The 26,977-nt window shown below is 70.4% G+C and carries 24 protein-coding genes; 10 read left to right on the forward strand and 14 right to left on the reverse strand.

Annotated features, from left to right (window positions below; translation table 11 throughout):
- Positions 1-88 precede the first annotated feature (88 nt).
- Together ACYVKL_RS01720 and ACYVKL_RS01725 are read right to left on the reverse strand one after the other, a co-directional pair.
- Positions 89-1,627 (reverse strand): MFS transporter, encoded by a 1,539-nt coding sequence (locus tag ACYVKL_RS01720; protein ID WP_379170459.1) that lies wholly within the window; start codon positions 1,625-1,627, stop codon positions 89-91.
- Positions 1,628-1,642: 15 nt separating this feature from the next.
- The gene (locus tag ACYVKL_RS01725; RefSeq protein ID WP_379170461.1) at positions 1,643-1,858 is read right to left on the reverse strand and encodes a hypothetical protein; all 216 of its coding nucleotides are present in this window, start codon (positions 1,856-1,858) and stop codon (positions 1,643-1,645) included.
- 232 nt (positions 1,859-2,090) lie between these two features.
- Between ACYVKL_RS01725 and ACYVKL_RS01730 the strand changes: the two genes are divergently transcribed.
- A complete protein-coding gene (locus tag ACYVKL_RS01730; RefSeq protein WP_379170463.1) occupies positions 2,091-4,979 on the forward strand; it encodes an AfsR/SARP family transcriptional regulator in 2,889 nt (962 codons plus the stop codon).
- Positions 4,980-5,158: 179 nt separating this feature from the next.
- Here the strand turns inward: ACYVKL_RS01730 and ACYVKL_RS01735 are convergent, their stop codons facing one another.
- On the reverse strand, positions 5,159-6,235 hold the full coding sequence (locus tag ACYVKL_RS01735; protein ID WP_379170465.1) for an acyl-CoA dehydrogenase family protein: 1,077 nt from the start codon (positions 6,233-6,235) through the stop codon (positions 5,159-5,161).
- A 20-nt stretch (positions 6,236-6,255) separates the two neighbouring features.
- Positions 6,256-7,440: an acyl-CoA dehydrogenase family protein gene (locus tag ACYVKL_RS01740; protein ID WP_379170466.1), complete on the reverse strand. Its 1,185-nt coding sequence runs from the start codon at positions 7,438-7,440 to the stop codon at positions 6,256-6,258.
- A 100-nt stretch (positions 7,441-7,540) separates the two neighbouring features.
- Here ACYVKL_RS01740 and ACYVKL_RS01745 point away from each other — a divergent pair, with 100 nt between their 5' ends.
- The 6 genes from ACYVKL_RS01745 to ACYVKL_RS01770 all read left to right on the forward strand — a co-directional run bounded on the left by ACYVKL_RS01745 (position 7,541) and on the right by ACYVKL_RS01770 (position 13,987).
- Positions 7,541-8,230 carry a hypothetical protein gene (locus ACYVKL_RS01745; RefSeq protein WP_460770839.1) on the forward strand — a complete coding sequence of 230 codons (690 nt, stop codon included), beginning with the start codon at positions 7,541-7,543 and terminating at the stop codon, positions 8,228-8,230.
- Between the two features lie 143 nt (positions 8,231-8,373).
- Positions 8,374-9,360 carry an LLM class flavin-dependent oxidoreductase gene (locus tag ACYVKL_RS01750; RefSeq protein WP_379170470.1) on the forward strand — a complete coding sequence of 329 codons (987 nt, stop codon included), beginning with the start codon at positions 8,374-8,376 and terminating at the stop codon, positions 9,358-9,360.
- A gap of 25 nt (positions 9,361-9,385) precedes the next feature.
- The gene (locus tag ACYVKL_RS01755) at positions 9,386-10,657 is read left to right on the forward strand and encodes a condensation domain-containing protein (RefSeq protein WP_379170472.1); all 1,272 of its coding nucleotides are present in this window, start codon (positions 9,386-9,388) and stop codon (positions 10,655-10,657) included.
- Positions 10,654-11,904, forward strand: a complete 1,251-nt coding sequence (locus ACYVKL_RS01760) for a glycosyltransferase (protein ID WP_379170474.1) — start codon at positions 10,654-10,656, stop codon at positions 11,902-11,904. The genes ACYVKL_RS01755 and ACYVKL_RS01760 overlap by 4 nt, the downstream gene beginning before the upstream one ends.
- Positions 11,905-12,073: 169 nt before the next feature.
- On the forward strand, positions 12,074-13,237 hold the full coding sequence (locus ACYVKL_RS01765) for an MlaD family protein (protein ID WP_379170666.1): 1,164 nt from the start codon (positions 12,074-12,076) through the stop codon (positions 13,235-13,237).
- Between the two features lie 231 nt (positions 13,238-13,468).
- Positions 13,469-13,987 carry a L,D-transpeptidase gene (locus ACYVKL_RS01770; RefSeq protein ID WP_379170476.1) on the forward strand — a complete coding sequence of 173 codons (519 nt, stop codon included), beginning with the start codon at positions 13,469-13,471 and terminating at the stop codon, positions 13,985-13,987.
- A gap of 61 nt (positions 13,988-14,048) precedes the next feature.
- On the opposite strand, the gene ACYVKL_RS01775 is transcribed toward ACYVKL_RS01770, so the two are convergent.
- Complete coding sequence (locus ACYVKL_RS01775) at positions 14,049-14,447, reverse strand: SgcJ/EcaC family oxidoreductase (RefSeq protein ID WP_379170478.1); 399 nt, start codon at positions 14,445-14,447, stop codon at positions 14,049-14,051.
- An 81-nt stretch (positions 14,448-14,528) separates the two neighbouring features.
- Between ACYVKL_RS01775 and ACYVKL_RS01780 the strand changes: the two genes are divergently transcribed.
- Positions 14,529-15,539, forward strand: a complete 1,011-nt coding sequence (locus ACYVKL_RS01780; protein ID WP_379170668.1) for a sigma-70 family RNA polymerase sigma factor — start codon at positions 14,529-14,531, stop codon at positions 15,537-15,539.
- 3 nt (positions 15,540-15,542) lie between these two features.
- Here ACYVKL_RS01780 and ACYVKL_RS01785 read toward each other — a convergent pair whose 3' ends face one another.
- Positions 15,543-18,638 (reverse strand): helix-turn-helix transcriptional regulator, encoded by a 3,096-nt coding sequence (locus ACYVKL_RS01785; RefSeq protein WP_379170480.1) that lies wholly within the window; start codon positions 18,636-18,638, stop codon positions 15,543-15,545.
- Between the two features lie 101 nt (positions 18,639-18,739).
- On the opposite strand from ACYVKL_RS01785, the gene ACYVKL_RS01790 reads away from it, so the two are divergent.
- Entirely contained in the window at positions 18,740-19,921 is a 1,182-nt protein-coding gene (locus tag ACYVKL_RS01790; RefSeq protein WP_379170482.1) for an epoxide hydrolase family protein, read from the forward strand.
- Here the strand turns inward: ACYVKL_RS01790 and ACYVKL_RS01795 are convergent, their stop codons facing one another.
- Complete coding sequence (locus ACYVKL_RS01795) at positions 19,922-20,545, reverse strand: TetR/AcrR family transcriptional regulator (RefSeq protein WP_379170484.1); 624 nt, start codon at positions 20,543-20,545, stop codon at positions 19,922-19,924.
- Positions 20,546-20,680: 135 nt separating this feature from the next.
- On the opposite strand from ACYVKL_RS01795, the gene ACYVKL_RS01800 reads away from it, so the two are divergent.
- Complete coding sequence (locus ACYVKL_RS01800; RefSeq protein WP_213554859.1) at positions 20,681-21,940, forward strand: PucR family transcriptional regulator; 1,260 nt, start codon at positions 20,681-20,683, stop codon at positions 21,938-21,940.
- Here ACYVKL_RS01800 and ACYVKL_RS01805 read toward each other — a convergent pair.
- From ACYVKL_RS01805 to ACYVKL_RS01835, 7 genes are all read right to left on the reverse strand, one after another.
- Positions 21,871-23,196, reverse strand: coding sequence for a lipase family protein (locus ACYVKL_RS01805; RefSeq protein WP_379170486.1), 1,326 nt, complete (start codon positions 23,194-23,196; stop codon positions 21,871-21,873). The genes ACYVKL_RS01800 and ACYVKL_RS01805 overlap by 70 nt on opposite strands.
- 25 nt (positions 23,197-23,221) lie before the next feature.
- Positions 23,222-24,271, reverse strand: coding sequence for an esterase/lipase family protein (locus tag ACYVKL_RS01810; protein WP_379170488.1), 1,050 nt, complete (start codon positions 24,269-24,271; stop codon positions 23,222-23,224).
- A 150-nt stretch (positions 24,272-24,421) separates the two neighbouring features.
- Positions 24,422-25,078: a TetR/AcrR family transcriptional regulator gene (locus ACYVKL_RS01815; RefSeq protein WP_379170490.1), complete on the reverse strand. Its 657-nt coding sequence runs from the start codon at positions 25,076-25,078 to the stop codon at positions 24,422-24,424.
- Between the two features lie 33 nt (positions 25,079-25,111).
- Positions 25,112-25,303 (reverse strand): hypothetical protein, encoded by a 192-nt coding sequence (locus ACYVKL_RS01820; RefSeq protein ID WP_379170492.1) that lies wholly within the window; start codon positions 25,301-25,303, stop codon positions 25,112-25,114.
- 54 nt (positions 25,304-25,357) lie between these two features.
- Positions 25,358-25,636 (reverse strand): Ada metal-binding domain-containing protein, encoded by a 279-nt coding sequence (locus ACYVKL_RS01825; RefSeq protein ID WP_379170493.1) that lies wholly within the window; start codon positions 25,634-25,636, stop codon positions 25,358-25,360.
- A gap of 38 nt (positions 25,637-25,674) precedes the next feature.
- The gene (locus ACYVKL_RS01830; protein ID WP_379170495.1) at positions 25,675-26,400 is read right to left on the reverse strand and encodes a 2OG-Fe(II) oxygenase; all 726 of its coding nucleotides are present in this window, start codon (positions 26,398-26,400) and stop codon (positions 25,675-25,677) included.
- Positions 26,397-26,885 carry a methylated-DNA--[protein]-cysteine S-methyltransferase gene (locus ACYVKL_RS01835; RefSeq protein WP_379170497.1) on the reverse strand — a complete coding sequence of 163 codons (489 nt, stop codon included), beginning with the start codon at positions 26,883-26,885 and terminating at the stop codon, positions 26,397-26,399. Before ACYVKL_RS01835 ends, ACYVKL_RS01830 begins: the two co-directional genes overlap by 4 nt.
- Between the last annotated feature and the right edge of the window lie 92 nt (positions 26,886-26,977).

Here is a 26,977-nt window from a genome sequence, read left to right on the forward strand (position 1 = left end):
GCCATCGCGCCCGCGACTGCGGGGTATGCGGCGATGGACTGCGTGAACATGCGAGCCATGTTGCCCGGCCGAAGCCGCCTCGCGCCAGTTATTTTCGTGCCCGAGCCGAGCCGCTCGCGGCCACGAATACCGCGGCGGCCAGAATCATCACCGCCGAAACCAGCAGTGCCACATCGAGTCCGTGATGGAAGGCGACGGTCGCGGTGTTCAGCACGTCGTTGACGTGCGGGGCGTATTTGAGGGCCGTGGCCAGGTCCACGCCGGCCGGGATGCGGCCACGCTCCACGGCGTCGATCGCGATCGGCTGCAAGTTGTCGGGCAGGCCCAACTCCGTCATCCGCTGACGCAGGTCGGCGGTGAGGAATCCGTTGACCAGCGAGCCGAGCACGGCGACACCCACCGCCGCGCCGACCTGACGCATGGTGTTGGTGGCCGCGGCCGCCATGCCCGAATGTTCCGCGGGAACACCCGTCAGCACCGCCGAGGTCAACGGCACGACCGCGATCCCGAAGCCGAGTCCCGCCACGGCCAGGGTGATCGCGAGCGGCGTGAATTCGACCGTGCCGTCGAGGGAATAGCGGGTCAGCAGAATCCCGCCGGCGCCCACCACGCACCCGGCGATCATCGGGATCCGCGCCCCGCTGCGCGCCACCCAGAACCCCGCCGCCAGCGACCCGGCCACGATCGCGACCGCCATGGGCGCGAACACCGCCGCCGTGCGCCCGGCCGAATAGTGGATCATCACCTGCAGATACAGCGCGGTGAAGAAGAAGATCGAGAAGACACCGAAGTAGACCGCGAACGCGACCACCAGCGCGCTGCGCACCGGCGGCAGCCGCAGATACCGAAAATCGAACACCGGATTGCGAACTCGCGTCTCCACGATCAGGAACGCCACGAACGCGATCGCGCCGACGACGAACAGCGCGATCACCGACGGCGCGTCATACCCCCGGTTCTCCCCCGTGATCGCGGCGAAGATCACCGTGCCGAGGAACACCGCACCCAGTAGAGATCCCAGCCAATCCAGCTGCCCCGGTTGCGGATCCGCGCTCTCGGGCACGTAGCGCAACGCGGCGGCCAGCACCACGACCCCGATGATCAGGTTGAACCAGAAGATCGAGCGCCACCCCCACGCCCCCACCAGCGCCCCGCCGACCACCGGCCCGGCGGCCAGGGCGAGCCCGGAGACCGCGGCCCACACCCCCAGCGCCTTCGCCCGGGTCCGCGCCTCCGGGAACACCTGTCTCAGCACCGACAGGGTGCCCGGCTCGGACGCGGCCGCACCGACGCCCATGACCGCACGCCCGAGGATCAGCACCGGCACGCTCGCCGCGAGCGCCGAAATCACCGATCCCGCAGCGAAGATCACCAATCCGATGACCATCACCCGCTTGCGCCCCCACCGGTCGCCCACTGATCCGGCCGCGAGCATCAGACTCGCGAACACCAGCGTGTAGGCGTTGACCACCCATTGCAGCAGCACCACATCGGTGCTGAGGTCCGAACGGATATCGGCGAGCGCGACACTGACGATGGTCGTGTCGAGGAAGGTTACGAACAGGACCGCGGTGACGGTGGCCAACGCGATCGCGGGCCGCGCCGCGGCGCGCGACGTGTCACCCATTGCCACCTCCCCAGGTTACGTGGCAGCGGTAGCGGCTGTCCGGTTTCGATCGGTGTGGCGGACGGCCGAGGCGAGATGCTGGCGGCCGCGCTGCTGGTCGATCATGGGGTCGGAGGTCACCGCCGGCGTGCCGACGCCGCCGGGACCGGCGGGCGTGTGTGCGGCCTCGCAGGCGGCCAGGCCCAGGGACAGGGCGCACGCGGCGAATACGATGGCGGACTTCAACCGCATGGGGTGCCTCCGAGGATCGGGGGCATCTCGACTCGATGCCCACGATCAGAGTCGATCCGGCGGCTTGGAACCCGCCAATGGCACACCAATCGGGCCGGTGGCGCGCAGGATATGGGGCAGTCCCCGGAGGCGAGCCCGGTGTTCAGGGCCGGAAGGATGGCGGATAGGTGCAGGACAGTCGGCGAATCGGCGTCGGCTCGGCCCCTCTACACTTCCAAACGGGGAGGTCGGTTTGCTGAGGTTTTCGGTACTGGGCGAGGTCCGCGCATGGCGCGGGGACACTCCCCTGGATCTGGGCCCGCCACAACGGCGGGCGGTGCTCGCGGCACTGTTGCTGCGTGAGGGCAAGGCGGTCACGGCCGCCGAACTCGTCGAAGGCATCTGGGGCGAGGACCCCGTCCTGCGCGCCGTCCCCGCCCTGCGCACCCACGTCGCCAAACTGCGCCGCGAACTCGAACCCGACCGCGTCAACCGCGGGCCCTCCACCCTGCTCGTCTCCATCGGCGACGGCTACGTGCTGCGACTTCCGCCCGGCCACACCGACATTCACGAGGTCGAGGGGCAGGTCGCGGCCGCCGAACGGGTACGGCACGAGGACCCCGACAGCGCCCGCGGCACCCTCGAATCGGCGCTGGGCCGCTGGCAGGGCGCGGCCCTGGGCGGGCTGCCCGGCCCGTACGCGGAGCGGCAGCGCGCCCGGCTCGAACAGTGGCGGCTGTCCATCCTCGAGGACCGGCTGGCCCTCGACATCGAAACCGGCCGCAGCGCCGAGGCCGTCGCTGAGCTCGGCCCCCTCATCGAGGAACATCCACTGCGGGAACGCTTCCGCGCGCTGCTCATGACCGCGCTCTACCATTCCGGCCGCCAGGCCGAAGCGCTCGACGAATACGCCCGCGCCCGCCGCGCCCTGGTCGACGGGGTCGGAGTCGAACCCGGGCCCGAACTCAGCGCGGTGCACGCCCGCATCCTGCGCGCCGACCTGCCGGCGGTGTCGCGTCCGGCCCGCGCCCCGCTCGCTCCGGCCCAATTGCCGCCCGACATCGCCGATTTCACCGGCCGCTCCCGCGTCGCGGAGGAAATCGCGACCCAGCTCACCGGCGGCGGACCGGCGGTGGCCATCTCGGCGGTCGGAGGCATGGGCGGGGTCGGCAAGACCACGCTGGCCCTGCACATCGCCCACCGGGTGCGCGACCGGTTCCCCGACGGGCAGCTGTATGTGAACCTGCGCGGCGTGGACCCCGACCCGCTGCCCACCGGTGACGCGCTGGGCGGGTTCCTGCGCGGGCTCGGCGTCGCCGAGGGCGATATCCCGCCCGCCGTCGACGATCGGGCCGCGCACCTGCGAACCCTGTTGAGCGACAAGCGAATCCTGGTGGTCCTCGACAATGCCCGCGACACCGCCCAGGTGTCGCCGCTGCTGCCCGGCACGCCCGGCACCGCGGTCCTGATCACCAGCCGTTCGGCGCTCACCGAGCTGCCCGCGGTCCGCCGCACCCGCCTCGATGTGCTCGAGCCCGCCGAGGCGATGACCCTGCTGACCCGCATCCTCGGGCCCGAACGCGTTGCGGCCGAACAGGATGCCGCCCACGCGGTCATCGAACAGTGCGCGTGCCTGCCGCTGGCGGTGCGCATTGTCGGGGCGCGGCTGGCGGTGCGGCCGCAATGGACCATCGCCTCGCTGGCCGTCCGGCTGGCCGACGAGAGCCAGCGCCTGGCGGTGCTGCAGACCGGCGACCTCACCCTGGAGGCCGCCTTCCGGCTCGGCTACGGCCAGCTGAACACCGAGCAGGCCAGGGCTTTTCGCACCCTCGCCCGTGCCGACGTGCCCGATTTCCCTGTGGACGGTGCCGCCGCGCTGCTGGGCGTCCCGGTGCCGCAGGCCGAATTGGTCTGCGAATCCCTGGTCGACCTGAGCCTGCTCGAGACCCCCGCGCCCGGCCGCTACCGCTTCCACGACCTGCTGCGGCTGTTCGCGGCGCAGCGGGCCGGCACCGCCGCGACCCGCGACACCGGTGAGAGCGAGGCGGAGATCGTCGCCCGCCTGCTGGACTACTACCTGGCCAGCACCAAGAACCTGCTCGGTGCACTGGATTACAGCAACACCACCCTGCTGCTGGTGCCCACCACCGTCGCCGGCCACACCTTCGCCGGCGGCGCGGAAGGCCAGTCCTGGAACGACATCGAGCGCCCGGTGATCATCGCGCTGCACCGGCAGGCGGCCCGCCTCGGCGGCCGGGCGGTCGCCCTCGCCGCCGACCTGGCCTGGGTGATGGCCGAGCTGATGGACACCGGCAGCCGCGCCCGCGAACTCGCCGACGGCCTGAAAGCCCTCCTGGACACCGCGATCCGCGACGGCGACCACGCCAGTTCCCGGCGGCTGCGGGTGGCGCTGGGCGCCATGATGCAGATCGGACTCGGCGAGGTGGAGGCGAGTCTGGAGTTCCTGCAACCCATCTCCCAGCCCGCCGACGACGCCGAACGGCGGCTGCAGGTGCTGGCCGAGATCCTGCTCGGCGTCGCGGACCGCCGCACCGGGAACACCAAGGACTCGCATCGGCACTACGCCAATGCCATCGCCTGGACCCGATCCCTGGACGACCGGTCGCTCGAGGCGTGGATTCTGGCGCTGGCCACCCGCACGCTGTGCGAATCCGGCCAGTACGCCGAGGCGGTCGCGGTGGCCGAGCGGGCCATCGACCTGGCCCGGGAGTCCTCCAACGCGGTCGCGCTGGGCTGGGCCACCCACGAATTGGCCGCCACCCGTTCGATGCTCGGCGAACACGACACCGCCCTCGACCTCGCCGCGGACGCGGTGCACATGACCCACCGCAATGGCGTGCGCCTGTGGGAGGGCTGGGCCCGCACCCGCCTGGCGCAGATCCACCTGCGCGCCGGGCACGAGGCCGCCGCGGAATCGGAAGCGACGCAGGCGCTGCGGCTGCTGAGCAAGGCCGCCGATCCGCTGGACCGGGCCCGCGCGCTGTTCCTGCGCGCCACCGCCCGCGGCGAGACCGAGGCCGCCGCCCGCGAGCACGCCGACGCCGCCGAGATCTTCCGCCGCGCCGGACTGCCCGCCCCGACACCCGCGACGCTGTTCGCGTCCGGCCCCGCCCCGCAATAGAGAACGTTTATTCGCTTTTTATCCGCCCGTGGGAGTGTGCATCCACGCGGGTACCCCGGAGCTGCAACCTCCTGGGTGCCCGCGCGCGATTGAGGTCATGTCCGCGTGCGTCACGAGGGGTGCGCATTCGGCGGATGCGGGTCGGACGGCCGTCGCCCACCGGGGCGACGGCTCCACCACTAGACCGGGGCATCCAGGAACACGCCGAGGCCACGCAGGTGAGTCAGCGCGGTACCCGACTCGAATTCCGCGCGTTTGGCCGCCGTGAAGTAGCGCTGCATCGGATAGTCCAGGTAGATGCCGGTACTCGCGTGCACGTGGACGGCGGTGTGGGCCACCCGGTGACCGGCCTCGGCCGCCCAGAATTTCGCCACGTCGATCTCGGCTTCGGCCGCCAGGCCGTGGGATTCGCGCCACGCGGCCTGCCACAACGTCAGGCGAACCGCCTCGACGTCGATGTAGGCGTCGGCCAGGCGTTGCCGGACCGCTTGGAAAGCGCCGATGGGCTTGTCGAATTGTTTTCTGGTGCGGGCGTATTCGGCGGTCATCTCCAGGGCGCGTTCCAGCACCCCCAGCTGGTGGGCGCATACCGCCAACGCGGCGCGGCGGCGGGCCCAGCCGGGCGCTTCGGGCGCGAGGATCACATCGCCATCCGGAACCTGGACATCGCGTAGTTCCAGAAGGGCCGCGTCGGTACCGTTCACCACCTGCTGCCCGGTGACCGTGACACCCGCAGCGGCCCGATCCACCAGCAGCAGAATCGAATTCGCACCGGAACAGGCTTCGATGAGGAACCCGTCGGCGAAGGCCCCGGCCGCGACCACCGACTGCGAACCTCGTACGCACCAGCCGTTCTCACCCGGCTCGGCCTCGAAGGCGGCGAAATCACGGGCGAGTGCGGCGGCGAACGTCGTCTCACCCCGCAGCAGCGGCCGCAGCCGACGCCGCACCAGCAGATCGTCGCCGAACTCGGCCAACGTCGCCGCGACCACGGCGATACTCGTGGAATACGGTGCGGGAGCGACGGTCCGGCCGATCTCGATCAGCACGGCGCACTGTTCCAGCACCCCGAACCCGCCACCGTCGACCCGCTCGGGCAGCGCCGCCTCCAACAGCCCCGCGCCCGCCATGGCCCGCCACAGCTCCGGGTCGAACCCGCTGTCGTCGGGCCGGGGATGGCGCACGGCCCAGTCGGTGAGCAGCTCCCGTGCCAGTCCCGACAGGTCCCGCTGCGCTTCGGTGTATTCGAAATCCATTGTCCTACTCCTTGTTCGGCTCAGCGGGTGACGGGCAGGCCGAGGGCGGTCTTGGCGATGATGTCGCGCTGCACCTCGTTGATGCCGCCGCCGAAGGTCAGGATGAGCGAGGTCCGGTGGAAGCGTTCGAGGCGGCCGAGCAGCAGCGCGCCCGGGGAACCGGCACGCACCACGGCGTCGGCCCCGAGCACCTCCATGAGCAGCCGATACCCCTCGATGGCGAACTCGGTGCCGAACACCTTGGTGGCGGAGGCGTCCGCGGGGCCGAGTTCACCGCGATCGGCCGCCCACGCGGTCCGCCAATTGCGCAGCTTCAGATATTCGGTGTGGGCGTGCACGCGGGCCAGGTGCAGCCGCACCCATTCGGCGTCCATCACCCGGGACCCGTCGGGCAGTACGGTGGCGCGCGCCCAGGCGGTGACCTGCCGCAGCGACTCCGCGAGCGGCGCGGCCGAGGCCAGCGCCACGCGTTCGTGATTGAGCTGATTGGTGATCAGCGCCCACCCACGGTTCTCCCCGTGCACCAGGTTCCGCGCGGGCACCCGGACGTCGGCGTAGTAGGTGGCGCTGGTGCCGACACCGGCCATGGTGTGCACCTTCGTCCACGAGAACCCGGGCGCGGTGGCCGGAACCATGAAGATCGACAAGCCGGCGTGCTTGCTCGCCGCCGGATCGGTGCGCGCGGCCAGCCAGACGTAGTCGGCGTATTCGATGAGGCTGGTCCACATCTTCTCGCCGTTGATCACGTAGTCGTCCCCGTCGCGCACCGCGCGGGTGCGCAGCGACGCCAGGTCGGTGCCCGCGTCCGGCTCCGAATAGCCGATGGAGAAGTGCAGTTCACCGCGGGCGATCCGCGGCAGGAAATGCGCCTTCTGCTCCTCGGTGCCGTAGCGCATGATGGTCGGCCCGACGGTGTTCACGGTCAGGTACGGCAGCGGCACGCCGGCCGCCGCGGCCTCGTCCAGGAAGATCAGCTGATCCAGCATCGGGCGGCCTTGTCCGCCATGCTCTTCCGGCCAGCCCAGCACCAGCCAGCCGTCCGTGCCCAGCCGGCGCACCACCTCCTTGTAGACGACCCCGTCACCGTGTTCGCCGCCCGGCCCCGACCGCAGCGCCGCCCGCACGTCGGGGGTGACGAGATCGGCGAAATACTCGCGCAGCCGTTTCCGCAGCCGATGCTGTTCTTCGGTCAAACTGATGTGCATAAGCTGACGGTAGGAAGCGGCCCGGGCAGATCCGCCGGGCTGGCAGGAAGCTGCCAGATCGACCGGAAACGCCAGGTCGCCTGCCAGGATCGGGGAAGTGATGCAGCGACAGCGGACCGACGCCAACGGCACCCTGGCCACCGGCATCGTCCGGTTCAGCCAGGACGGGCACTGGGATCAGGACGTCCACCAGCTGCTGCGCCATGCCCGGCGCGAAGCGGTGGTGGCGGTCTCGAACCCCACCCACTCCACCGATCACCTGCGCCTCGGCCAGGTGGTGGTCGACGACCTGCTGGCCGCGGGCAAAGAGGTGCGGCTGCTCTACTCGCCCGACTACCTGGAAAGCCGCGACCGGCAGCCACTGCTGCGCCAGTCCTCCCTCGGCGCGCAGATCCGCGTCACCGACAACGACTTCCACAATGTGCTCATCCTGGACCGCACGGTGGCGGTGCTGTGGAGCGGTGCGGGCGCCGACCATCCCTACGCCTACCTCGTCCGCGAACCCGCCCTGCTGCGCGCACTGCACCAGTTCGCGCTGCTCAGCTGGCAGTCCGGGCACGGTCTGCCGAGCCGGATCGACAGCGGCCCCGTCGAATTGAGCGTTACTGCCCGCGCGGTCCTGAACACCCTCAACCTCGGCCTGATCGACGAGACGGCGGCCCGCACCTTGGGCATGTCACTGCGCACCTACCGCCGCCACATCGCCGACCTGATGACCCGGCTCGAGGTGCGCAGCCGCTTCCAGATCGGGGTGCGCGCAGCCCAACTCGGCCTGCTCGACCCGCCGTAGTAGTTGCCATCCTTGCCGGTACCCCCGCCGGTGGCACCGGCATCGTCCGGGCCTCTCCCGGTGGTGCCCCCCTCGCACGAACCACCTGACTGGGGCATCCGCGCAGGTTGTCCTGCCGCACCGGCACATTCGATATTGACTGCATGAACGTGGTGGCGGCGCTCAAGCTCAATATGACCAATATCGACGACCCGCGGGCCGGGCATCACGAGCGCTACCGCGCCGCCCTCGACATGGCCGAGTACGCGGACCGATGCGGGTTCGCGGTGGTGAACGTCGAAGAGCACCACGGCTCGGGCACCGGCTGGCTGCCCGCGCCGCTGCTGCTGGCGGCGGCGGTCGCGGCGCGCACCGAACGGATCCGGATCAGCATCGGTGCGCTGATCGTCCCGCTGTACAACCCGGTCCGGTTGGCCGAGGACCTGGCCGTGCTCGACAACCTGGCCGGCGGGCGACTGACCGTGCTCGCCGCGATCGGTTACCGCCCAACGGAATACGCGGCGCTCGGGCGCGACTTCACCCGCCGCGGCAAACTCATGGACGAGGCGCTCGAGATCATGCTCGCCGCCTGGCGGGACGAGCCGATGCCGGGCGAGGGGCACGCCTTCGATGTCACGCCCAAGCCGTTCACCAAGCCGCACCCGCACCTGCTGATCGCCGGAATGAGCCCCGCGACCGCCCGCCGGGCCGCGCGATTCGGACTGGGACTGGCGCTGCCGCTGCCCGCACCGGCGGTGGAGGAGCTGTATCAGCAGGAGCTGATCCGTTGCGGCACCACCGGATTCGTGCACAAGCCCGAGCCAGACAGCCGTCACACCCTGCTGCACGAAGACCCGGACCAGGCCTGGCACGAATACGCCCCGCACATTCTGACGGAGATCCGCGAGTACGCGTCCTGGGGACGCGAGGGCATCTCCCGCCCGCACGACGCGGTGCCCGATTCCGTCGAATCACTGCGCGCGCACGGCTACCTCGAAATCCTCACGCCCGCACAGCTGCTCGACCAGATCGCGGCCGGGCGCACCGAAATCCTGATGAACCCGCTGATCGGCGGGCTGCCGATCGAGGCGGGCTGGACCAGTCTGCGCCTGCTCGGCGACCACGTGCTGTCTCTCACCACCGTTCGATGATCAGAAATCCAGCCAGAGGACCTTCATGACAGACCTGCGCCCCGGGCGGCTCACCGCCGCCGCCAAGAAATTCCTGACCTGGGACGAGAATCCGGGAGTCTTCGGCGTCACCATTCCCTGCCCGCTCCCGGTGACCATGGGGCTCGAGGACACGCAGCGGCTGATCAACACCCTGATCGACACCCACGAGTCGCTGCGCAGCCGCTACAGCTACGGCGCGGACGCGGCCTGCGAGATCGAACCCGAATCCGGCGGCGTGATCGACCCCGCCCGCGTCGACGTCCGGACCATCGACATCGAGGACCTCGACCCCGAGGAGCTCGCCACCGTCATCGCCGAACAATCCGCCGCGGCCAACCTGCGACTGGACCCGACCGCCGGCAAGATCGTCACCGCGGTGCTGCTCACCCGCTCCTTCGACGTGAACATCCTGCTGTTCACCGCCCACCACATCGCCATCGACGGCATCTCGATGTGGGTGCTGTGGGAGGACATCGCCACCTACGCCCGGCAATGGTCGGCGGGCGAGGAGATCTCGCTGCCGCCCGAGTCGATCACCGGATCGGAGTGGGCCGAATACCTCGACGAGTACGCGACCACCCGCGTCGGGGAACGCGACTACTGGCTGGCCGCCTCCGACAGCGAGCCCGCCAAACTCGACCGAGGCGACACCCCGAAATCGGCGCACTTCGACGGCGTCATCGACGGACCGCTGGCGCAGCGGCTGCTGGTCGAACTGCCCGAGGTGTTCGGGGCCAGCTACACCCGAATCCTGCTCGTCACACTGGGTTTGGCTATCGAGGACGCGACCGGGGTCGCGCGCCCCATCACCGTGCAGAAGCACGGCCGCTACAGCCGCCTGCGGCCCGGCACCGACCTCTCGCGCACCGTCGCCTGGATCTCCGACGACTACCCGTGGCTGCTGCGACCCGCGACCGGCACCCTCGACGAACGCCTGCGCGACGCCCTCGCCGGATACCCCACGCACCCCGAGGATTTCACGCTGCTGCGCTGGCATCACCCCGAAAGCTGGTCGCATTTCCTGACCTTCAACTCACCCAAGTTCTACTTCAACTTCCTCGGCGACGTGGGCGTGTGGATCCCGGACGCGCACTCACGCGAACAGGCCCGCCTGAAGATGTTCGACATGAGCCTGTTCCTGGGCACCAGCAAACCCGAAGGTGTTGAGCAGGTGCACTATTCGGTGCACTCCCCCGACGGTGGCCTGGGCGCGGACCGGATGCGGGCCGTCGTGACCCGTTGGCTGACCATCATCGAGAACGTGGAGGTCCGATGAGCAGGATCGTGCTGGTGGGCATCGGCAGCCGCGGCGACATCGCGCCGCTGACCGGCCTGGGCGTGGGACTGCGCGACGCCGGACACGAGGTCGTGGTGGCCGCGCACACCCTGTTCGCCGAACAGATCACCCGCTGCGGGCTCGAGTTCCGCGAGATGACCCACGACATCGACATCGACATGACCGATCCCGACGTCAACCGGCTGTCCGCGGGCTGGAAGTTCTCCTCGCCCAAGGGAGTCCAGAGTCTGGGCCTGGGCATGATCCGGGCGCTGATCGACGAACCCGCCGACGTCCTGCTGTTGCCGCCGCCGACCGAATACGCGGGTCTGGCGCTGGCCGAGGCCAAGGGTATTCCCTCGATCGGACTGCGGTTCCAGCCGTTGTCCGCCACCGCCGACCACGCGCCCTCGGCCTACGGCGCCTACGATTTCGGCGCGCGCGGCAACCGGCTCGCCGCCGACTTCGGGGCCTGGTTCAACGACCGCTTCTACGCGAGCTCGGTCGCCTTCTTCCGCCGCGAACTCGGCCTGCCGCCGATCTCGGTGTACGACCTGCGCCGGGCCCGGACCGCGGCGGGCTGGCCTATGCTCAACGGCTACTCCCCCAGTGTCGTTCCGCGCCCGGCCGATTGGCGGGCGGGCCTGGAGGTGACCGGATACTGGTGGCCGCCGCGCCCCGAAGGCTGGGAACCGCCCGCCGAACTGGTGGACTTCCTCGCCGCCGGGCCGCCGCCGGTGTTCCTCGGCTTCGGCAGCATGGCCGACAGCAGCGCGGGCACCGCCCGCACCGGCACGATCATCGGCGCCGCCCTGCGCCGAGCCGGGGTGCGCGGCATCGTGCAGAGCGGCTGGCTCAACCTCGAGGTCACCGGCGACGACGTGCTGACCATCGGTGAGGCGCCGCACGATTGGCTGTTCCCGCGCATGGCGGCGGTGGTGCACCACTGCGGGGCGGGCACCACCGCCGCGGGCCTGCGCGCGGGCGTGCCCGCCATCGGCGTTCCGGTCTACGCCGATCAGCCGTTCTGGGCGCAACGCCTGATCGATCTGGGGGTCAGCCCGGCGACCATCCCGTATTCGAAGATCTCGGAGGACCGCCTCACCGACGCCATCCGCCGCGCCACCACCGATACCGCGCTGCGCGACAACGCGACTCGCATGGCGGCCCGGATCGCCGCGGAGGACGGGGTGGGCCAGGCGGTGAAGGCCGTCGAGGCGCACCTGGCCGCGCTGCCGAAGGACTGACCCACTCCCGTTCCGAAACCCGATGTCCGGGCGACCCGCCCGCCCGGACACCGCCCCCGCCGGGTCCCGCGTCCCGACTGTGGTTAGATTGCGCGCAGTTTCGCCTGGTAGTTGCTGTGCATCGAACCCTATTGGCTGCTATTCAGCGGTGGAGGCGGGCCTCTTGAGCGTGCTGCGCGGACATAAGTTGTTGTTCTCCAATCTGGCTCTGATCCTGCTACTCGCGGTCGGGGCGGCGTATCTGCTGATCGATGTGGCGCGGGTGCGCGCCCCGGGCAGCACCTACTCGGTGACCGTCCAGTTGGATCGCTCCGGCGGTTTGCAGGCGGGTAACGATGTGACCTGGCGCGGATATCGGGTCGGATCGGTCAGAGCGGTCGAGATCATCGACGGCGGGGCCGGTATCGCGGCGACCGCGGAAATCGAGAAGAAGTACAAGATTCCGGCCGACACCGAGATCGCGGTGGCGGCGCTGTCCGCCGTGGGCGAGCAGTACATCGACTTCCGGCCGCACTCCGACGCGCCGCCCTACCTGCACGACGGACAGGTGGTGCGCTTCGATCCGAGCCGGATCAGCACCCCGACGCCGGTCTGGCAGACACTGACCGACAGCAACGAGCTCATCGCGTCGATCGACCCGGACAAGGTCGGGGTGATTCTCGACAATATGGACACCGCGTTGGGCGGCGGTCCCGATCAGCTGCGCGGCCTCATCGAAGGATTGAGCGTGGCGACCACCGGTCTGGACAACCGGCTGCCGCAGACCGTCAGCCTGTTGCAGAACCTGCAGGTCATCGCGGGCACCACGTCCCACGCCCAACCCGATCTCGGCACGCTGACCCGCAATTCGCAGACCCTGGTCACCCAGGCCCGGGCCGCGGACGGCGAACTGCGCGGCCTGCTCGACCGCGCGCCCGAGCAGATCGCGATCCTCGACGCCACCCTGGACCGGAACCTGGATCCGATCCAGAGCCTGGCCACCACCATGTCGGCCATCGTGACCGCCGCGCTGCTGCGGCTGCCCGCGGTGCGCGAACTGTTCCCGGCCCTGGTGATCGGCACCTCCGCCATGGGCGTGCCGGCCCACAACGGAGAGTTCAACACCATCATCGACATCTGGAACCGGCCGTGGTGTCAGTATCCGGTCCCGGCGGTGGCGCCGTTCCTGGCCACCGAGGGTGGCTTCGGGCGCTGGAACTACTGCGACAATCCGCCCGCCGACCAGCAGATCCGCGGATCGGCCAACGCGCCGCGACCGAACGTTCCCAACAATGGCGCGCACCGGCCGACCGGCGTCGATCCGCAGGCGCGCACGCTGCCGCCGGTCAAGTGATTCCGGCGGGTCCGCCACGCCCGGCAGCGGGGCCGACCGGCGTGCCGCCGGGGCCTGAACAGGCGTGTCGGCGCGTCCGTCGCGTTTTGTCCCGCGAATCGCGCGCGGCACCAGTCAGAATGATCTACCGGTACCCAGAGGTCCCGTGCTTGTGTCAACAAGGCAGTCCCTTCGCCCTGACAGGCGAGATCGAACAGGGTGGTGGGCGAGGCTAGGAGAGGGTCGAACGCGATGATCAGCAGAAGTTCCCTCGGCTTGGCGGCGCGATCGGCGGTCTTCGCCGGTGTGGCGGTCGCAGGACTCGCGGCGGCGCCCGCGCAGGCCGAACCATTGTGGCCCGGCGGACCGGACGTGCCCGGTGTCCCGGCGATCATCCCCGGCATCGCACCCAGCGATGTCAACGCACCGTGCGCGACCGCAGGCGCCCGCGCCTGCCTGAAGCTCAGCAGCAACGAGGCGTGGCTGATGGACAACGGCAAGGTCGTTTTCGGCCCCACCCCCATCTCCCACGGCATGCCCGGCTTCGAGACCCCGCCGGGCGTCTTCCATGTCTCGTTCAAGAAGCCGTTCCACTGGAGCACCATGCACAACGCTCCGATGGAGTACGCGGTCTTCTTCAACGGCGACATCGCCTTCCACATCGGCCCGGTCGACAAGAAGTCCCACGGCTGTATCCGGATGACCCCGGACGGCGCGCGGGAGTTCTTCAACTACCTCAACCCCGGCGACATGGTCGAAGTGGTTCCGTAACAATCCTTTCCAGTGGCACACCGGCGCGAGATCCGCCCGCGCCGGTGTGCCACTGCGCTTTTCAGGCCGCGCAGTTGTGATAGGCCGTGATCAGCCAGCGGCCGTCGCGGCGGACCAGGGTCCAGGTCGCCAGCACCCAGCGGTCGGCCGGAGGTTCGGTTTCACCGGCCAGGAGAATGGCGGCGCGGCTGGTGACCACGGCGGTGTCCGGGGCCGGGAACCGCACCAGCTGCGGCTCGTCCAGCACGCTGGAACCGCGCAGCGGACCCGCGAAACCGGCGGCCATGCCGGCCCGGACCGCCTCCCGGCCGTTGCGGAAGACGCCCGGCAGGACCGAGGTCGACTCGGGTTCGTAGTCGGCGACGAAAGTGTCCGCGTCATTGGCGACCCACGCGGTATAGACGCCCTTCAGGACATCGAGCACGGCGTCGCGGTCGGTGCGCACGGCGGTGTCGTTCATGATTACTCCTCGGTCTGCGGCCGCCCGGTGTGGCGGCTCACGAGTACCTACCGGCGGGAGGTGCCGGATTCATCGCTCGCGGTGTACAAAGTTCGGCAGGGCCCTGTTTCGACCGGTGGGGGCCATGTTTCGAGGAGTGAGAGCATGGCGGACGCAGACTTCGCGGCGAGCACCGACCGCTATCGGCGGGAGTTGCTCGCGCATTGCTATCGCATGCTCGGCTCGGTGCAGGACGCCGAGGATCTGGTGCAGGAAACCTATCTGCGCGCCTGGCGGTCACGCGACAGCTACGACGGCACCCGGGCCGGCATGCGGACCTGGCTCTACCGGATCGCCACCAATGCCTGCCTCACCGCGCTCGAACAGCGTGGGCGACGGCCCATGCCGTCGGGCCTCGGGCACGCGCCCGGCGACGACCCGCGCGAGGAGCTGGTGCACGGCGGGGAAATCCCGTGGCTGCAACCGATTCCGGACAAACTACTCGGCGATCCTTCCGAAGCCGCGGTGGCGCAGGGCAGTCTGCGGCTCGCGCTGGTCGCGGCCATGCAGCAGTTGCCCGCCCGGCAGCGCGCGGTGCTGGTGCTGCGCGAGGTGCTCGACTGGCCCGCCGCCCAGGTCGCACAGGCCCTCGACATGACTCCGGCGGCCGTCAACAGCGCCCTGCAGCGGGCCCGGAAGACTTTGGGCCAGAACAGTATTCGCGAAGACGACGTGACCGAGCGCGCCGAACAGCGGGCAGTGGTGGACGACTACGTCACCGCCTTCCGCAACGCGGATCTGACCGCCCTGGAGAAGCTGCTGTCCCACGACGTGATCATGGAAATGCCGCCCATGCTCAATTGGTACCTCGGTCGCGCGAGCTACGTCGGATTCATGGCCCGGGTCTTCGAATGGAAGGGCTCCGACTGGCGTATGGAACCGATGTGGGCCAACGGCCAGCCCGCGCTGGCCGCCTACGCCCGCGACGGCGACGGGTACGCGCGGCACACCGTGCAGGTCTTCACCGTTCGCGACGGCCTCATCACCAATCTCGTCGTCTATCAGGTCGACGAGATCTTCGACCTGTTCGACATGCCGCCCCGGCTGCCCTGAGGCTCAATCGCCCACGGTGATCAGCAGCCCGTGCTCGTGCGCGAACGCCGCGGCCTCGGTCCGGCCGGCCACCCCCAGCTTGGTGAGAATCCGCGAGACATGCACTCCGGCGGTATTGGCGCTGATGAACAGCTCCGCCGCCAGCGCCCGGTTGCTCATGCCCTTGGCGACCAGGCGCAGCACGTCCAATTCCCGTGCGGTGAGCCCGAATCCGCCGGAAGCAGTGCCGCTCTGCGCTTTCGGCGCCCGGACCGCCGACCCGTCGAGGGAGATGCGGGCCCGCTCACCCACCGCCGCGGCGGCCGCGGCCAGCGGGACCGCTCCCAGCCGGGTGGCGATCTCGGTCAGCTCCTTCAACGCCGATCCCGCCTCGACCCGATTCCCCTCCACCGCAGCCGATTCCGCCGACCCGAGCAACGCGATGCCCACGTCGTAGGGCCGCCCGACACCGCGCCAGGCCGCCACCGCCTCCGCCCAGCGGGCCGCGGTCCCGGCCAGATGCGCGGTGAACGCGGCGCGCTGCGCGGCATCCACCGGCGACGCCGTCGGCAGCGTGTCACCCAGCGCGAGCAATTCCGCGGGCGCGCCGCCGATTCGGGCCGCGAGCACCACCAGCGGCCACGCCTCGTGTGGATGCGCGAAAAGCGTCGCGACCCCGTCGCCGCCCTCGAGCAGCCCGGTCAGCGCCGCCGCGGCCGCCCGCTCATCACCCCCCACCAACGCCAGCGAACAGGTCAGCGCCGCGAGTTCGAGCCGATACTGCGCCGCCCACCGACTGTCTCCCAGGAGCAGCCCCGCCGCCTCCGCCCCCTCCTCGGCAGCGCGAACATCGCCGGTGGCCAACGAGATCCGTGCGAAGCACACCAGCAATGCCGCACGACTCAACGGCGGCAACTGCGCGAACTGCGTCTCGTCGACCACGGCCCGCGCCTCGTCCCACCGCCCCAGCGCACTCAGCGCCTGAGCCCATTTCACGTAGAGGATCGGCGCGGATTCCGCGAACCGGAACGACTCGTGCGCCGCCCGCAGCCCCTGCCGCACCGCCGCGATCGCGGCCTCGTACCGCCCCGCCCCCACCAGCACGGCCGACTCCCATGTGGCCACATCCACCACGATCCGCGCATCACCCGCCACCGCGGCCGCCCGATGCGCCTGCGCGAAATGCTCTAGTGCCCAATCAGTTTCACTCGACGAGCGCGATCGCGCGCGCCCTGCCACCCCGTCCGCCGCCGCCGTTGCTCCCGGCCGCACGCCACTGTCCGCCGACGCATTCCCGCCGGGCCGCGCATCCCCGTCATCGGGCGCGTCCCGGTCCAGCGAGCCCCCGGCCGCGGCCGCACCCGCCAGCCCCAGATGAGCGTGTGCCCGCGCCACCAACGCGTCCGCGCCCAGCCGCCGCGCGATGGCCAGCGCCGCCACCGCATCCACGGCCGAACCCACCGCATCCCCCTGAAAGACTCGCGCCGCCGCGGACTGCACCAAGGCCTCGGCTCGCTCGACGCTGTCCGGCGTCCCCTCCATCAGAGCCAGCGCCCGGCGCAGGTCCTCCCCCGGACCGGCTCCCGTGGTCGCCCGTAGGTAAGCCCGCCGCCGGTAGATTCGCGCCACGCGCTCGGGATCGGAAGCGGCTGTGCCGGATTCGCCGGCAACAACTACTGTCCCCGCCGCGACCGCGAAGTCGGACCCGTCACCGCCGGGCAGCGTGGCCGATCCCGGGTCCCCGGCGGGGTCGAGTACGGCCAGTGCGGCGTCGGCGGCGGCGATGCCGCGTTCGGTGGCGCCGCAGGCGACGGCGACGTCGACGATCTGTTCCAGGACGGACAGTTTCGTGGTGGGGAGGATCTGTTCCGGGGTCGGGACGCGGTCCCAGAGGGTGAGGATTTGTTCGAGCAGGCGGAGGCGTTCGGGGTGGGTGGCGGGAACGACTTCGATGGCGGACCAGTAGGCGCGCAGTGCTCGGTCGAGGTCGCCGGCCGCGCGGGCGTGGCGGGCCAGGTCGGCGCGGGATTCGGGGTCGAGGGCGTCGCCGCGGGAGTGCAGGGCCGCGGCGGCCCGGGCGTGCAGGGCGGTGCGCTCGACGGGCAGCAGGTTGTCGTAGATGGCCTGGCGGATGAGGCCGTGGCGGAATTCGTAGCCGGTGTCGGTGGTGAGCAGCAGGTGGCGGTCGACCAATTCGCGCAGGGCGCGGGGTAGTTCGTCCGGGGGTAGGTCGACGGTCGCGGCGAGCAGGTCGTGGTGGATCGGGGAGCCGATGACCGCGGCCGGCGGAACCACGGTGCGGGCCTGCGGGGACAAGCCGGTTTGGAAGCCCAGCAGCAGGTCGGCCAGGTCGGCGGGGAGCTCGTCGGGGCATTGACCCAGGGCTTCGACGAACAGCGGGTTGCCGCCGCTGCGCTCGAAAACCTTGGTGATGAGCTCGGATCCGGGTTCGCGCCCGAGCAGGGCGGCGAGCTGGCGGCCCACCTCGTGGCGGGTCAGCGGGTGCAGTTCCAGGACGTGGACGCCCGGGTTGCGGCGCAGTTCGGCGACCAGTCCGCGCAGCGGTCCGGCCTCGCCGGGCCGGTAGGTGCCGACCAGCAGGGCGTTGGCGTCGGCGAGGTTGGCGGCCAGGAAGGTGAGCAGTTCGCGGCTGGCGTCGTCGGCCCAGTGCAGGTCCTCGAGCACCAGCACCACCGGCCGGGTCATCGCCAATTGTTCGAGCACCGTGAGGATTTCGCCGAAGAGCCGGATCCGGTCGGCCTCGGGCGCGGCGCCGCCGGTGTGCACGGCCAGCTGCGGCAGCCAGTTCGCCAGCGCCGGATGCGGCGGCAGCAGGGTGGCCACGGCCTCGCCGCCGAGCCTGCGGACCAGGCCGCGCAGCACGGCCAGGAACGGCGCGTAGGCGACGCCCCCGGTGCCCAGTTCCGGGCAGCGCCCGAGCAGCACCATCGCCTCGCCGCCCAGGCGCTCGGTGAACTCCGCGATCAGCCGGGACTTCCCGATCCCGGCTTCGCCGGCGACCAGCACGGTCTGTGCGCGGTCGTCGTCGACGGCTTCGAGCAACGCGGACACTTCCGCGGCCCGACCGACCAGGGCGCTACTGCCGGGGAAACTCACCACGTCACGATCATGCCGTCACCTTCGCATTTCGCCCAGCCCGGACACCAAATAGCTAATTATCGTGATGTGGCCACCCCCTCTTTATCGGAAGACTCATTCTCATGAGCGACACCGAGAACCGCCTGCACGACACCGCGATCCGCCCCTTCCGCATCGACATCGCACAGGCCGACCTGGACGACCTGCACCAGCGCCTGACCCGCACCCGCTGGATCGACGAGGTCCCCGGCGTCGGCTGGGAACGCGGCGTCCCGACCGCCTACCTGCGCGAGCTCGCCACCTATTGGGCCGACAAGTTCGATTGGCGCGCCGTGGAGGCCGCCCTCAACGCCCACCCGCAATTCACCACCACGATCGACGGCCAGCACCTGCACTTCCTCCACATCCGCTCGGCCCGCCCGGACGCCACGCCGCTGCTGCTGATCCACGGCTGGCCCGGCACCCCCGCCGACTTCCTGGACCTGATCGGCCCGCTGACCGACCCGGCCGCCCACGGCGACTCCGACGCCCCCGTCTTCCACCTGGTCATCCCGACGCTGCCCGGGCACGGCTTCTCCGGCCCGGTCACCGAAACCGGCTGGCACGACGGCAGAGTCGCGGCGGCGCTGGCCGAGCTGATGGCGCGGCTGGGCTACGACCGCTACGGCGTGCAGGGCGGCGACCACGGCGCGTTCGTGGCCCCGCGCCTGGCCCGCGAGCACTCCGAGCACGTGATCGGCGTGCACGCCAACGCCCTGGTCACCTTCCCGACCGGCGACCCGGCCGATATGGCCGCGCTCACCGACACCGAGCGGCAGCGGCTGGCGGCGATGAAGCAGTTCCAGGACGACGGCTCGGCCTACATGAGCCTGGCAGGTTCCCGCCCGCACACCCTGGCGCAGCTGCTCGCGGATTCGCCCGTCGGCCAGCTGGGTTGGATCGTGGAGAAGTACAAGGAGTGGACCGACGCGAGCCACGAGCTGCCCGAGCAGGCCATCGACCGCGACAGGATCCTGACCACGGTGGCGATCTACTGGCTCACCGATACCGCGCGCAGCGTGTGCGACTACTACTACGAGCGCTTCCACGATCACACGATGTTCGCGCCCAAGCCCAAGGGCACGGTGCCGACCGGCGTGGCGGTCTTCACCACCGGTGATTACGCCATTCGCCGTTTCGCGGAGAAGGCGCACAACATCGTGCACTGGTCGGAGTTCTACTCCGGCGGCCACTTCCCGGCCCTCGAGGTGCCCGAGCTGCTGGTGGGCGATATCCGGGAGTTCTTCGCCGGCCTGGCCCGCTGATCAAGGGGCGGTGAGGAAGCCGTCGACGATTCGGCGCACCTTCGCTACCGCACTGTCGTCGCCCAGGCGCAGTGCGGTATTCGCCGCTTTGAGCACCGCGTCGATCTGGAAGGCCGCGAGTTCGGCATCCAGGTCGGCGATCTCGCCGTGGTCGCGGGCGTAGGCCAGTTCCCCGGTAAGCAGCTCGGTCCACACGCGCTGGTTCTCGATCAGCGCGTCGCGGACCGGCCCGGGGCGGCTGTCGAATTCGGTCAGGTTGGCCGCCTGGAAGCAGCCGCCTTCGAACAGCGGCCGCGCCGCGTAGTCCACCCAGTGCTCGACGAGCGCCTGGAGCCGTTGGACGCCACGGGGTTTCGTCAGCGCGGGCCGGGTGACGGTGTCGACGAACAGGCCGCGGAAGTGCTCGATGGTGGCCAGCTGCAAGCCTTCCTTGGTGCGGAACAGCGTCTGGATGCCCGCTTTGCTGAGCCCGGTGTCGGTGGCGAGGCGGCCGAAACTCAAGCCCTCCAGGCTGTCCAGCGAGGCGATGTCCACGGCCCGGTCGAGCACGACGCGGCGGGTGCGGGAGCCGCGCAGCAGCCGCTTGTCGGTGATCTCGGTGGCCTCCACTGCCGGGCTTTCCATACGGCCGATCGTACTCTCGACCGGCCCGGACCCCGGCGGAAGCGGCCAAGCATATTGCCGCGCAACGTGACCCCGGCTACAGTTACGCTCCAGTAGGAACGCCAGCGTTCCCAGACTGCTGTGGAGGCAACGCGCATGATCAAGGCAACGCAACCCCTCACGGCCGCACCGATTTCCGGACCCCTGCGCGATGCGCGCACGCTCTCGAACACCCTGGTCGCCCACTTCGCCGACAATGTCGCCCGCTGCGGCACCCTGCCCGGGGACGCGCTGCGCGGCGAGGTCACCACCGTCACCCGCACCTGCCTCGAACTCGCCGCCGGGGTGCTCGAGGGCCGCGACGTCAGCGCGAAGATCGAACGGCTGCAACGCGCGGGCGCGGACTGGGCGCGTGAAGGCATTCCGATCGGCACCATCCACCGCGCCGTGCACGACGGCTTCGCGCTGGGCTTCGACCTGATCGTCGACGACACCGGGCCCGAGGACTACGCGCGGCTCGCGGTCACCGCGCGGCGGCTGTTCGAGGTGCTGGCCATGGTGGATTCGACCTTCGCCGTGGCCTATGTGCGCGAGCACCGCGCGGTGGTGGCCGAACACCACACGGCGGTGCACACGGTCGCCTCGGCGCTGCTGGCCGGGCATCCCGCCTCGACCATGGCCCGCGCCGGCGGCATCGAGATCGACGAGTCGTATCACATTCTGGCCCTGAGCATTCCGCGTCATCCGGGCGAATCCGATGCCCGGGTGGACGGCGAGGTGGTGGCGCGCCGCAAGCTGCGGCGCATCCAATCCGAACTGGCGCGCAGTGGCGAGGGCCGGGCGCTGTCGCTGCTGAGCGCCGACGGCGGGACCGTGCTGCTGCCCGGCACCGCCGCGACCGCCGCCGAACTGGCCGATCTGATCACCGGATTGTCCACGGCCGCACAGGTTCCGGTGACCGCCACGGTCGTCCACACCGAGACCTCGCGTATTCCCGACGCCGCCGAGCAGGCGCACGAACTACTCGACATGGTGCACCGCCTGGAATGCGCGCCCGGCCTGTACCGCTTCGACGACCTGGCCATGGAGTACCAGCTGACCCGCCCCGGCCCGGCCCGCGAATACCTGGGCACGCTGCTCGATCCGCTCGACGCCCACCCCGAACTGCTGGAAACCCTGCGCCGCCATATCGGCAACGACCTGAGCCGACGGCATACGGCGCGCTTGCTGGGCGTGCACACCAATACCGTCGACAATCGGCTCAAACGCATCGGGCAGCTGACCGGCTTCGATCCGGCCCAGCCGTCGGGGCTGTGGTACCTGCGGTCCGCGCTGGTGGCCCGCAGTTACCGCAAGTCCGATCGGGTGCGGATCGGGCCGCCCGACAGCATGGTGGCCACCAGCGCCGCGAAGTGAGCGTGCTCGCGCAGCGCGCGCCGGGAGGCGGCCACCGACCACACGGTGCGCACCTCCGACGGCGGCAACGGTCGGCCGGCCAGGCGGTCGGCCAGCCAATCCACCATCACCGGAATGGCGATGAACTGCAATGGCAGATGGGTGCTGAGCCGATCGCGCAGGTAGTGCACGTGGGCTCCGCGCTCGTGATAGCGGCGCACATGCGCGTCGACATCGGCCACCGCGATCACCTCGTCATTGACCCCTTGCACGACCAGCATCGGCATGGCGGGCGCCTGCGCGCCGGGGCGGATGTCGTCGAGGACGGCCCGCATCTCGGGGCGGGTCAGTAGCGCGCCCAGGCCACCGCGGATGTGCCGGTTGGCATTCCGTCCGGCGTAGCGGGCCAGCAGCGGGAAGGTGGCGATGGACTCCGCGCCGTCGAGCAGGCCCTGGTACTCCTCCGACACCAGCGTGCGCACGCAGTCGTCGAGCTGCGGGTAGGCGCGGCGCAGGCCGGAGGTGAACACCATGGCGAAACCCGCGAACGGTGAACCGTTCAACCGCACGAACGCCTCGGCCGGATCGCCCACCGGCGAGCCCGCGACCGCGCCCACGATATCGAGCTCGGGCGCGTAGCCCGCCGCCAGTTCCGCGGCCCACGCGGTGGCGAGACCGCCACCGGAGTAGCCCCACAAGCCGATTCGGGTCCGCGGCGCCAGACCCAACGGTTCGAAACGTAGCGCGGCCCGCAGGCCGTCGAGGGCGCGGTAACCGGGCTCGCGGGCCGCGCCGAAATGGCCGTGGATCCCTTCGTGATCGGGCACCGACACCGCCCAGCCCCGGGCCAGGGCCGCGGCGATGAGCGGGAACTCCACCTGCGGAATGGCGCCGAGCGCGCGAGCGCCGTGCCGTAAAGCGTAGGAGGGGAAGCATTTCGGCGCGACGGCATCGATGGCGCACTGGAACGACACCAGCGGCCGGTCCGCCGACGGCTCGGCATCCCACGGCAGCAGGACCGTGGTGACCGCCGCCTCGGGCGCGCCATTGAGATCGGTACTGCGGTAGAGCAGCTGCCAGGCTCGGACGCGCTGCGAAATGCGTCCGAACAGGGCCAGCCGCACCGGCCGCGACCGCAGGATCGTGCCCGGCGCGACGGCGCCCGGGTCGATCGGCGAACGATAGAACGGATCCTCTCCGGGTAGCAGTGGGCGCCCGCGGGGCGGCTCCAGTTCCTCGGTGACACTTGCTGTCTCGATCGCATCGCCGATCGTCATCGTGGTCCTCTCCGTAACGCAGCGGCTAGATGTGGCCGCTGCCGCCGATCATCCAGGGGTTGAAGGTGCAGACCAGGCCGGGGTGCGCGGCCGGGTCGAGGGCGTGCAGGGCGATCGACGCCGCCCGCGGCGAATACATGATGGTGAGGTGGTCGGAGACGTCCTCGGGGCAATCCTGTTGCAGCGTGATGTTTTCCACGCTCGCGTCGGGCCCGGGGGTGAGGAAGGTCCACTCGTAGGGGTTGGAGATCTCGTCGTGGCTGGTGCCGACCGCGGTGTATTCGACGCCGGGCACGGTGTCACCGTCGGCGTTCAGCTTGGCGTAGAACGGGGAGCCGACGACCTGTTCGGTATTGGCCTGGCCGATCAACGGCTGATAGAAGCCCAGAATGTCGAGGCCCAGATTGGTGATGATCCGGCCCAGCGTGGCGATGCCGAGCAGCGAAGTGCCGTGGTTGGTCGCGCCGAAGCCGACCACCTTGCGCACCTTCCCCTGGCCGCCTTCGAATTTCAGGTACTGGCTGGTGACCGGGCCGCCCTGGGAGTGCGCGATCACGTCGACGGCGGGCGCGCCGGTGGCGGCCAGCACACGATCCACGAACCGGCCGAGCTGCTGGGCCGAGTCCCCCATCGGCCCGACGCCGTAGCGACCGGGCAGAACCGGCCCGATCCCGCCGCCCGCCAGGGGCGTCTCACGGCCGAAATTGAAGGCGAAGACACAGAATCCGGCGCGGGCGATCTGCGGGGACAGGAACGAGAAGCTGTCGTAGGTGTTGAGCCAGGTGCCGTGAACCAGCACCACCGGCCGCGGATGCTCGGCGCTCGGTGTGCAATTCCAGTCGTTGGATCCCGGCGGCGCGGCGTCCGGGTGGGTGAGGCCGTAGGCGAACGCGGCCAGATAGGAGGTCATCTCCGGACCCTCGCCGACGGCGTCGGAGGCGGTGCTGACGGTCGCGGACCCCGAGCTGCTGCCGGTGTCGGGTTCGGAACTGGCCACGCCCGTGGCGAAGGCGACCGACAGGGCGGTGACACTGGTGAACACGGCGCTGCCGAGGGTGCGGAAGGTTGGCCTCATGAATTCTCCTACTGCGTGCGGCGAACCCGACCGAACGCGTCGAATTCGCTTGCGACCGTAGAAGCGCGCTGTGGCCCGTGTCACCGCCGCTGTGCCAGGTGACAGTCGGACGGGCGCGGACCGTGCGCGGATTGTGGCGGTGAACAGCGGTCAGGACGCGGGTGTGCTCGCGATGGTGACCGCGGTGCGGGTGAACAACGGCACCAGCTCGGGCAGAGCCTGCGCGCCTTTGGTGTGCAGGCACGCCCGCACTCGGTCGTCGATGCCGCCGAGCAGCATGTCGACCATCTCGCGGTCCGGTTCGGCGGTGAGGTCGCCGTCGCGCACGCCGACCTGCGCCACCGCCATGATGTAATCGGCGAACCGTTCGTGCACCCGCAGCCGGTGCGCCACCAATCCCGGTCCGGCGGCGAGAGTTTCGACATACAGTGCGCGGGCCGCACCCGGCTGCAGGGCCAGGAAGCCCAGGTAGATCTCGAACGAGATGCGCACCCGGTCAGCGAAATTCACGCCCTCGAGCCCGGTGACGGTCTCGCGCAATTGTTCCAGCGCGGCCCCGACGGCCAGATCGTAGGCGGCGGCGAAACATTCGTCCTTGCCGCCGAAGACGGCGTAGAAGGTGCGGCGCGCCACCTGGGCGCGGGTCACGATATCGGCGACGGTGGTCGCCGCGAAGCCGAGCTCGCCCACCGCTTCGAGCACGGCGGTGCACAATCGCTGGTACTGCGAGGCCTCCACCTGCTCACGGGTCAGCCCGTGCCGGCCCCGCGGCAGGGGTCCCGGATCACCGATGGTTTCCACACTCACGTCCCAAGAATAAGTTTCCACGTCACCGAGCGACTAACGGTCCGGCCGATACCAGAGCGGTTCATCCATGATTCGCTGTCCCGTCACCGTCGTCGCACCCTCCTGCTGCACCGATTCGCTGGATTTGCTGCTGCCGTTGGCGCTGGTGACGACGTTGGTGCGGCCGAGGGGTGCCCGCAGCGTGCGCAGGGACCGGTAGTTCTCCACGGCCAACGTGGTCAGCATGGGGTCCAGGGTATTGGCTACCGACCGGTCTTGATTATTCGGAGAGCCGGAGCCTCACCCGGCCCGGCGAGCACGCCACCGCCGATAGGCCTCCGGTGAGCACACCGCGCAGGGCCGGTATCCGGCCGCGACCGCGGTGGACTCGTCGGCGAAGAACACACGATGGGTGACATAGCCACCGCGGGCCAGGGCGCGCAGTGCGGCCGGGCAGTCCAGGCGGCCGTAGATCTTCATGCGGCGGTGGCCGCCGACGGCTCCGGGCGTCCGGCTGGGATAGGGGCGACCGTCCGCACCCAGCAGGACGTACTCGCGCACGGCCGACGCTTCACGCACCACCGGCTCCGCTCGCGGCGTTGGTCCGTCGCGCACCGTCAGGCATCGTGGAAGACCAGGCCGAGGGTGCGTCGGCGCCCGGAACGCACCAGGCTGACACCGTGCCGCATGGGCGCGGCCGACCACCCTCGCGCGCCCCGGACCGGCCGGTCACGGGTGGTGAAGATCAGGCCGTGTCCCTGCGGCAAGACCATTGCCGCGCCCCTGGATTGGGCGCGCGGGCGCTGCTCGACCATCAGGAACTCACCGCCGGTGTAGTCGGAACCGGGCGCGTCCAGGCCGATCACCACCTGGAGCGGAAACACCATGTCCCCGAACAGATCCCGGTGCAGCGCGTTCCAGTCGCCCGGGCCGTAGCGCAGCAGGATCTGCGAACCCTTCGTCTGGCCCGCCCGATGGCACTGGGCGATCCAGTCCTCGAGGCGGTCCGGCCAGGTGCCGGGCCGGCCCAGCCGCGCCGCCCAGTCCCGGGCGATGGGCAGCAAGGCCGGGTAGAGGGCCGCCCGCAGTTCCGCCACGAGCTCGGGCAGGTCGTGGGTGAAGTACCGGTACTCGCCGGACCCGAACCGGTGCCGGGCCATCTCGACCGTCGAGCGGAAGTGCTCGTCCGCGTCGTAAAGACCTGCGAGCGTGCGGCATTCCCCGGGGGTGAGCAGCGGCCCGGTGAGCGCGTGCCCGTAGTCGTCTAGCTCACCGGCCAGGGTCGCCCACTCCTGCTGGGCGACCCTGGCGGCCCACACCGATTTCGCGACGGCGGCGGTCATCGCGCGGCCCGCTCGAGCTCCAGCAGCCGCTGCTTGCGTTCCACTCCCCCGGCGTAGCCGGTGAGCGACCCGTCGGCGCCGATCACGCGGTGGCAGGGCCGCACGATGAGCAGCGGGTTGGCCCCGATGGCCGATCCCACCGCGCGCACCGCGGTGCGCGCGGCCCCGATGCGTTTCGCGATCTCCCCGTAGGTGGCGGTGGTGCCGTAGGGGATCTCGTCGAGGGCCCGCCAGACCCGGCGCTGGAAATCGGTTCCGCGGCTGCCGAATCGGAGATCGAAGCTGTCGCGTTCCCCGGCGAAGTAGGCCGTCAGCTGCGCGACGACCTCCGCGAAGGCCTCGGGGTCGGCGATCCAGTCACCCTCCACCAGAAGGCTTTTGCTGCCCGCCATCGACACCGCGGTCAGCTCGACCTCGCCGCCGCGCCGCTCGCCCGCGAGCAACAGCTCACCGACCGGGCTGGCCATTGTCGTGTACACGCTCATCGCTTCCTCCTGCGTCGTCTCGTTCGCTTCCGGTATCCACTCTGGTGCAGCCGATCAGCAATGACCGGCGGGAATCGGCCATCGCGTTGGCG

This window comes from Nocardia tengchongensis (assembly GCF_054781395.1).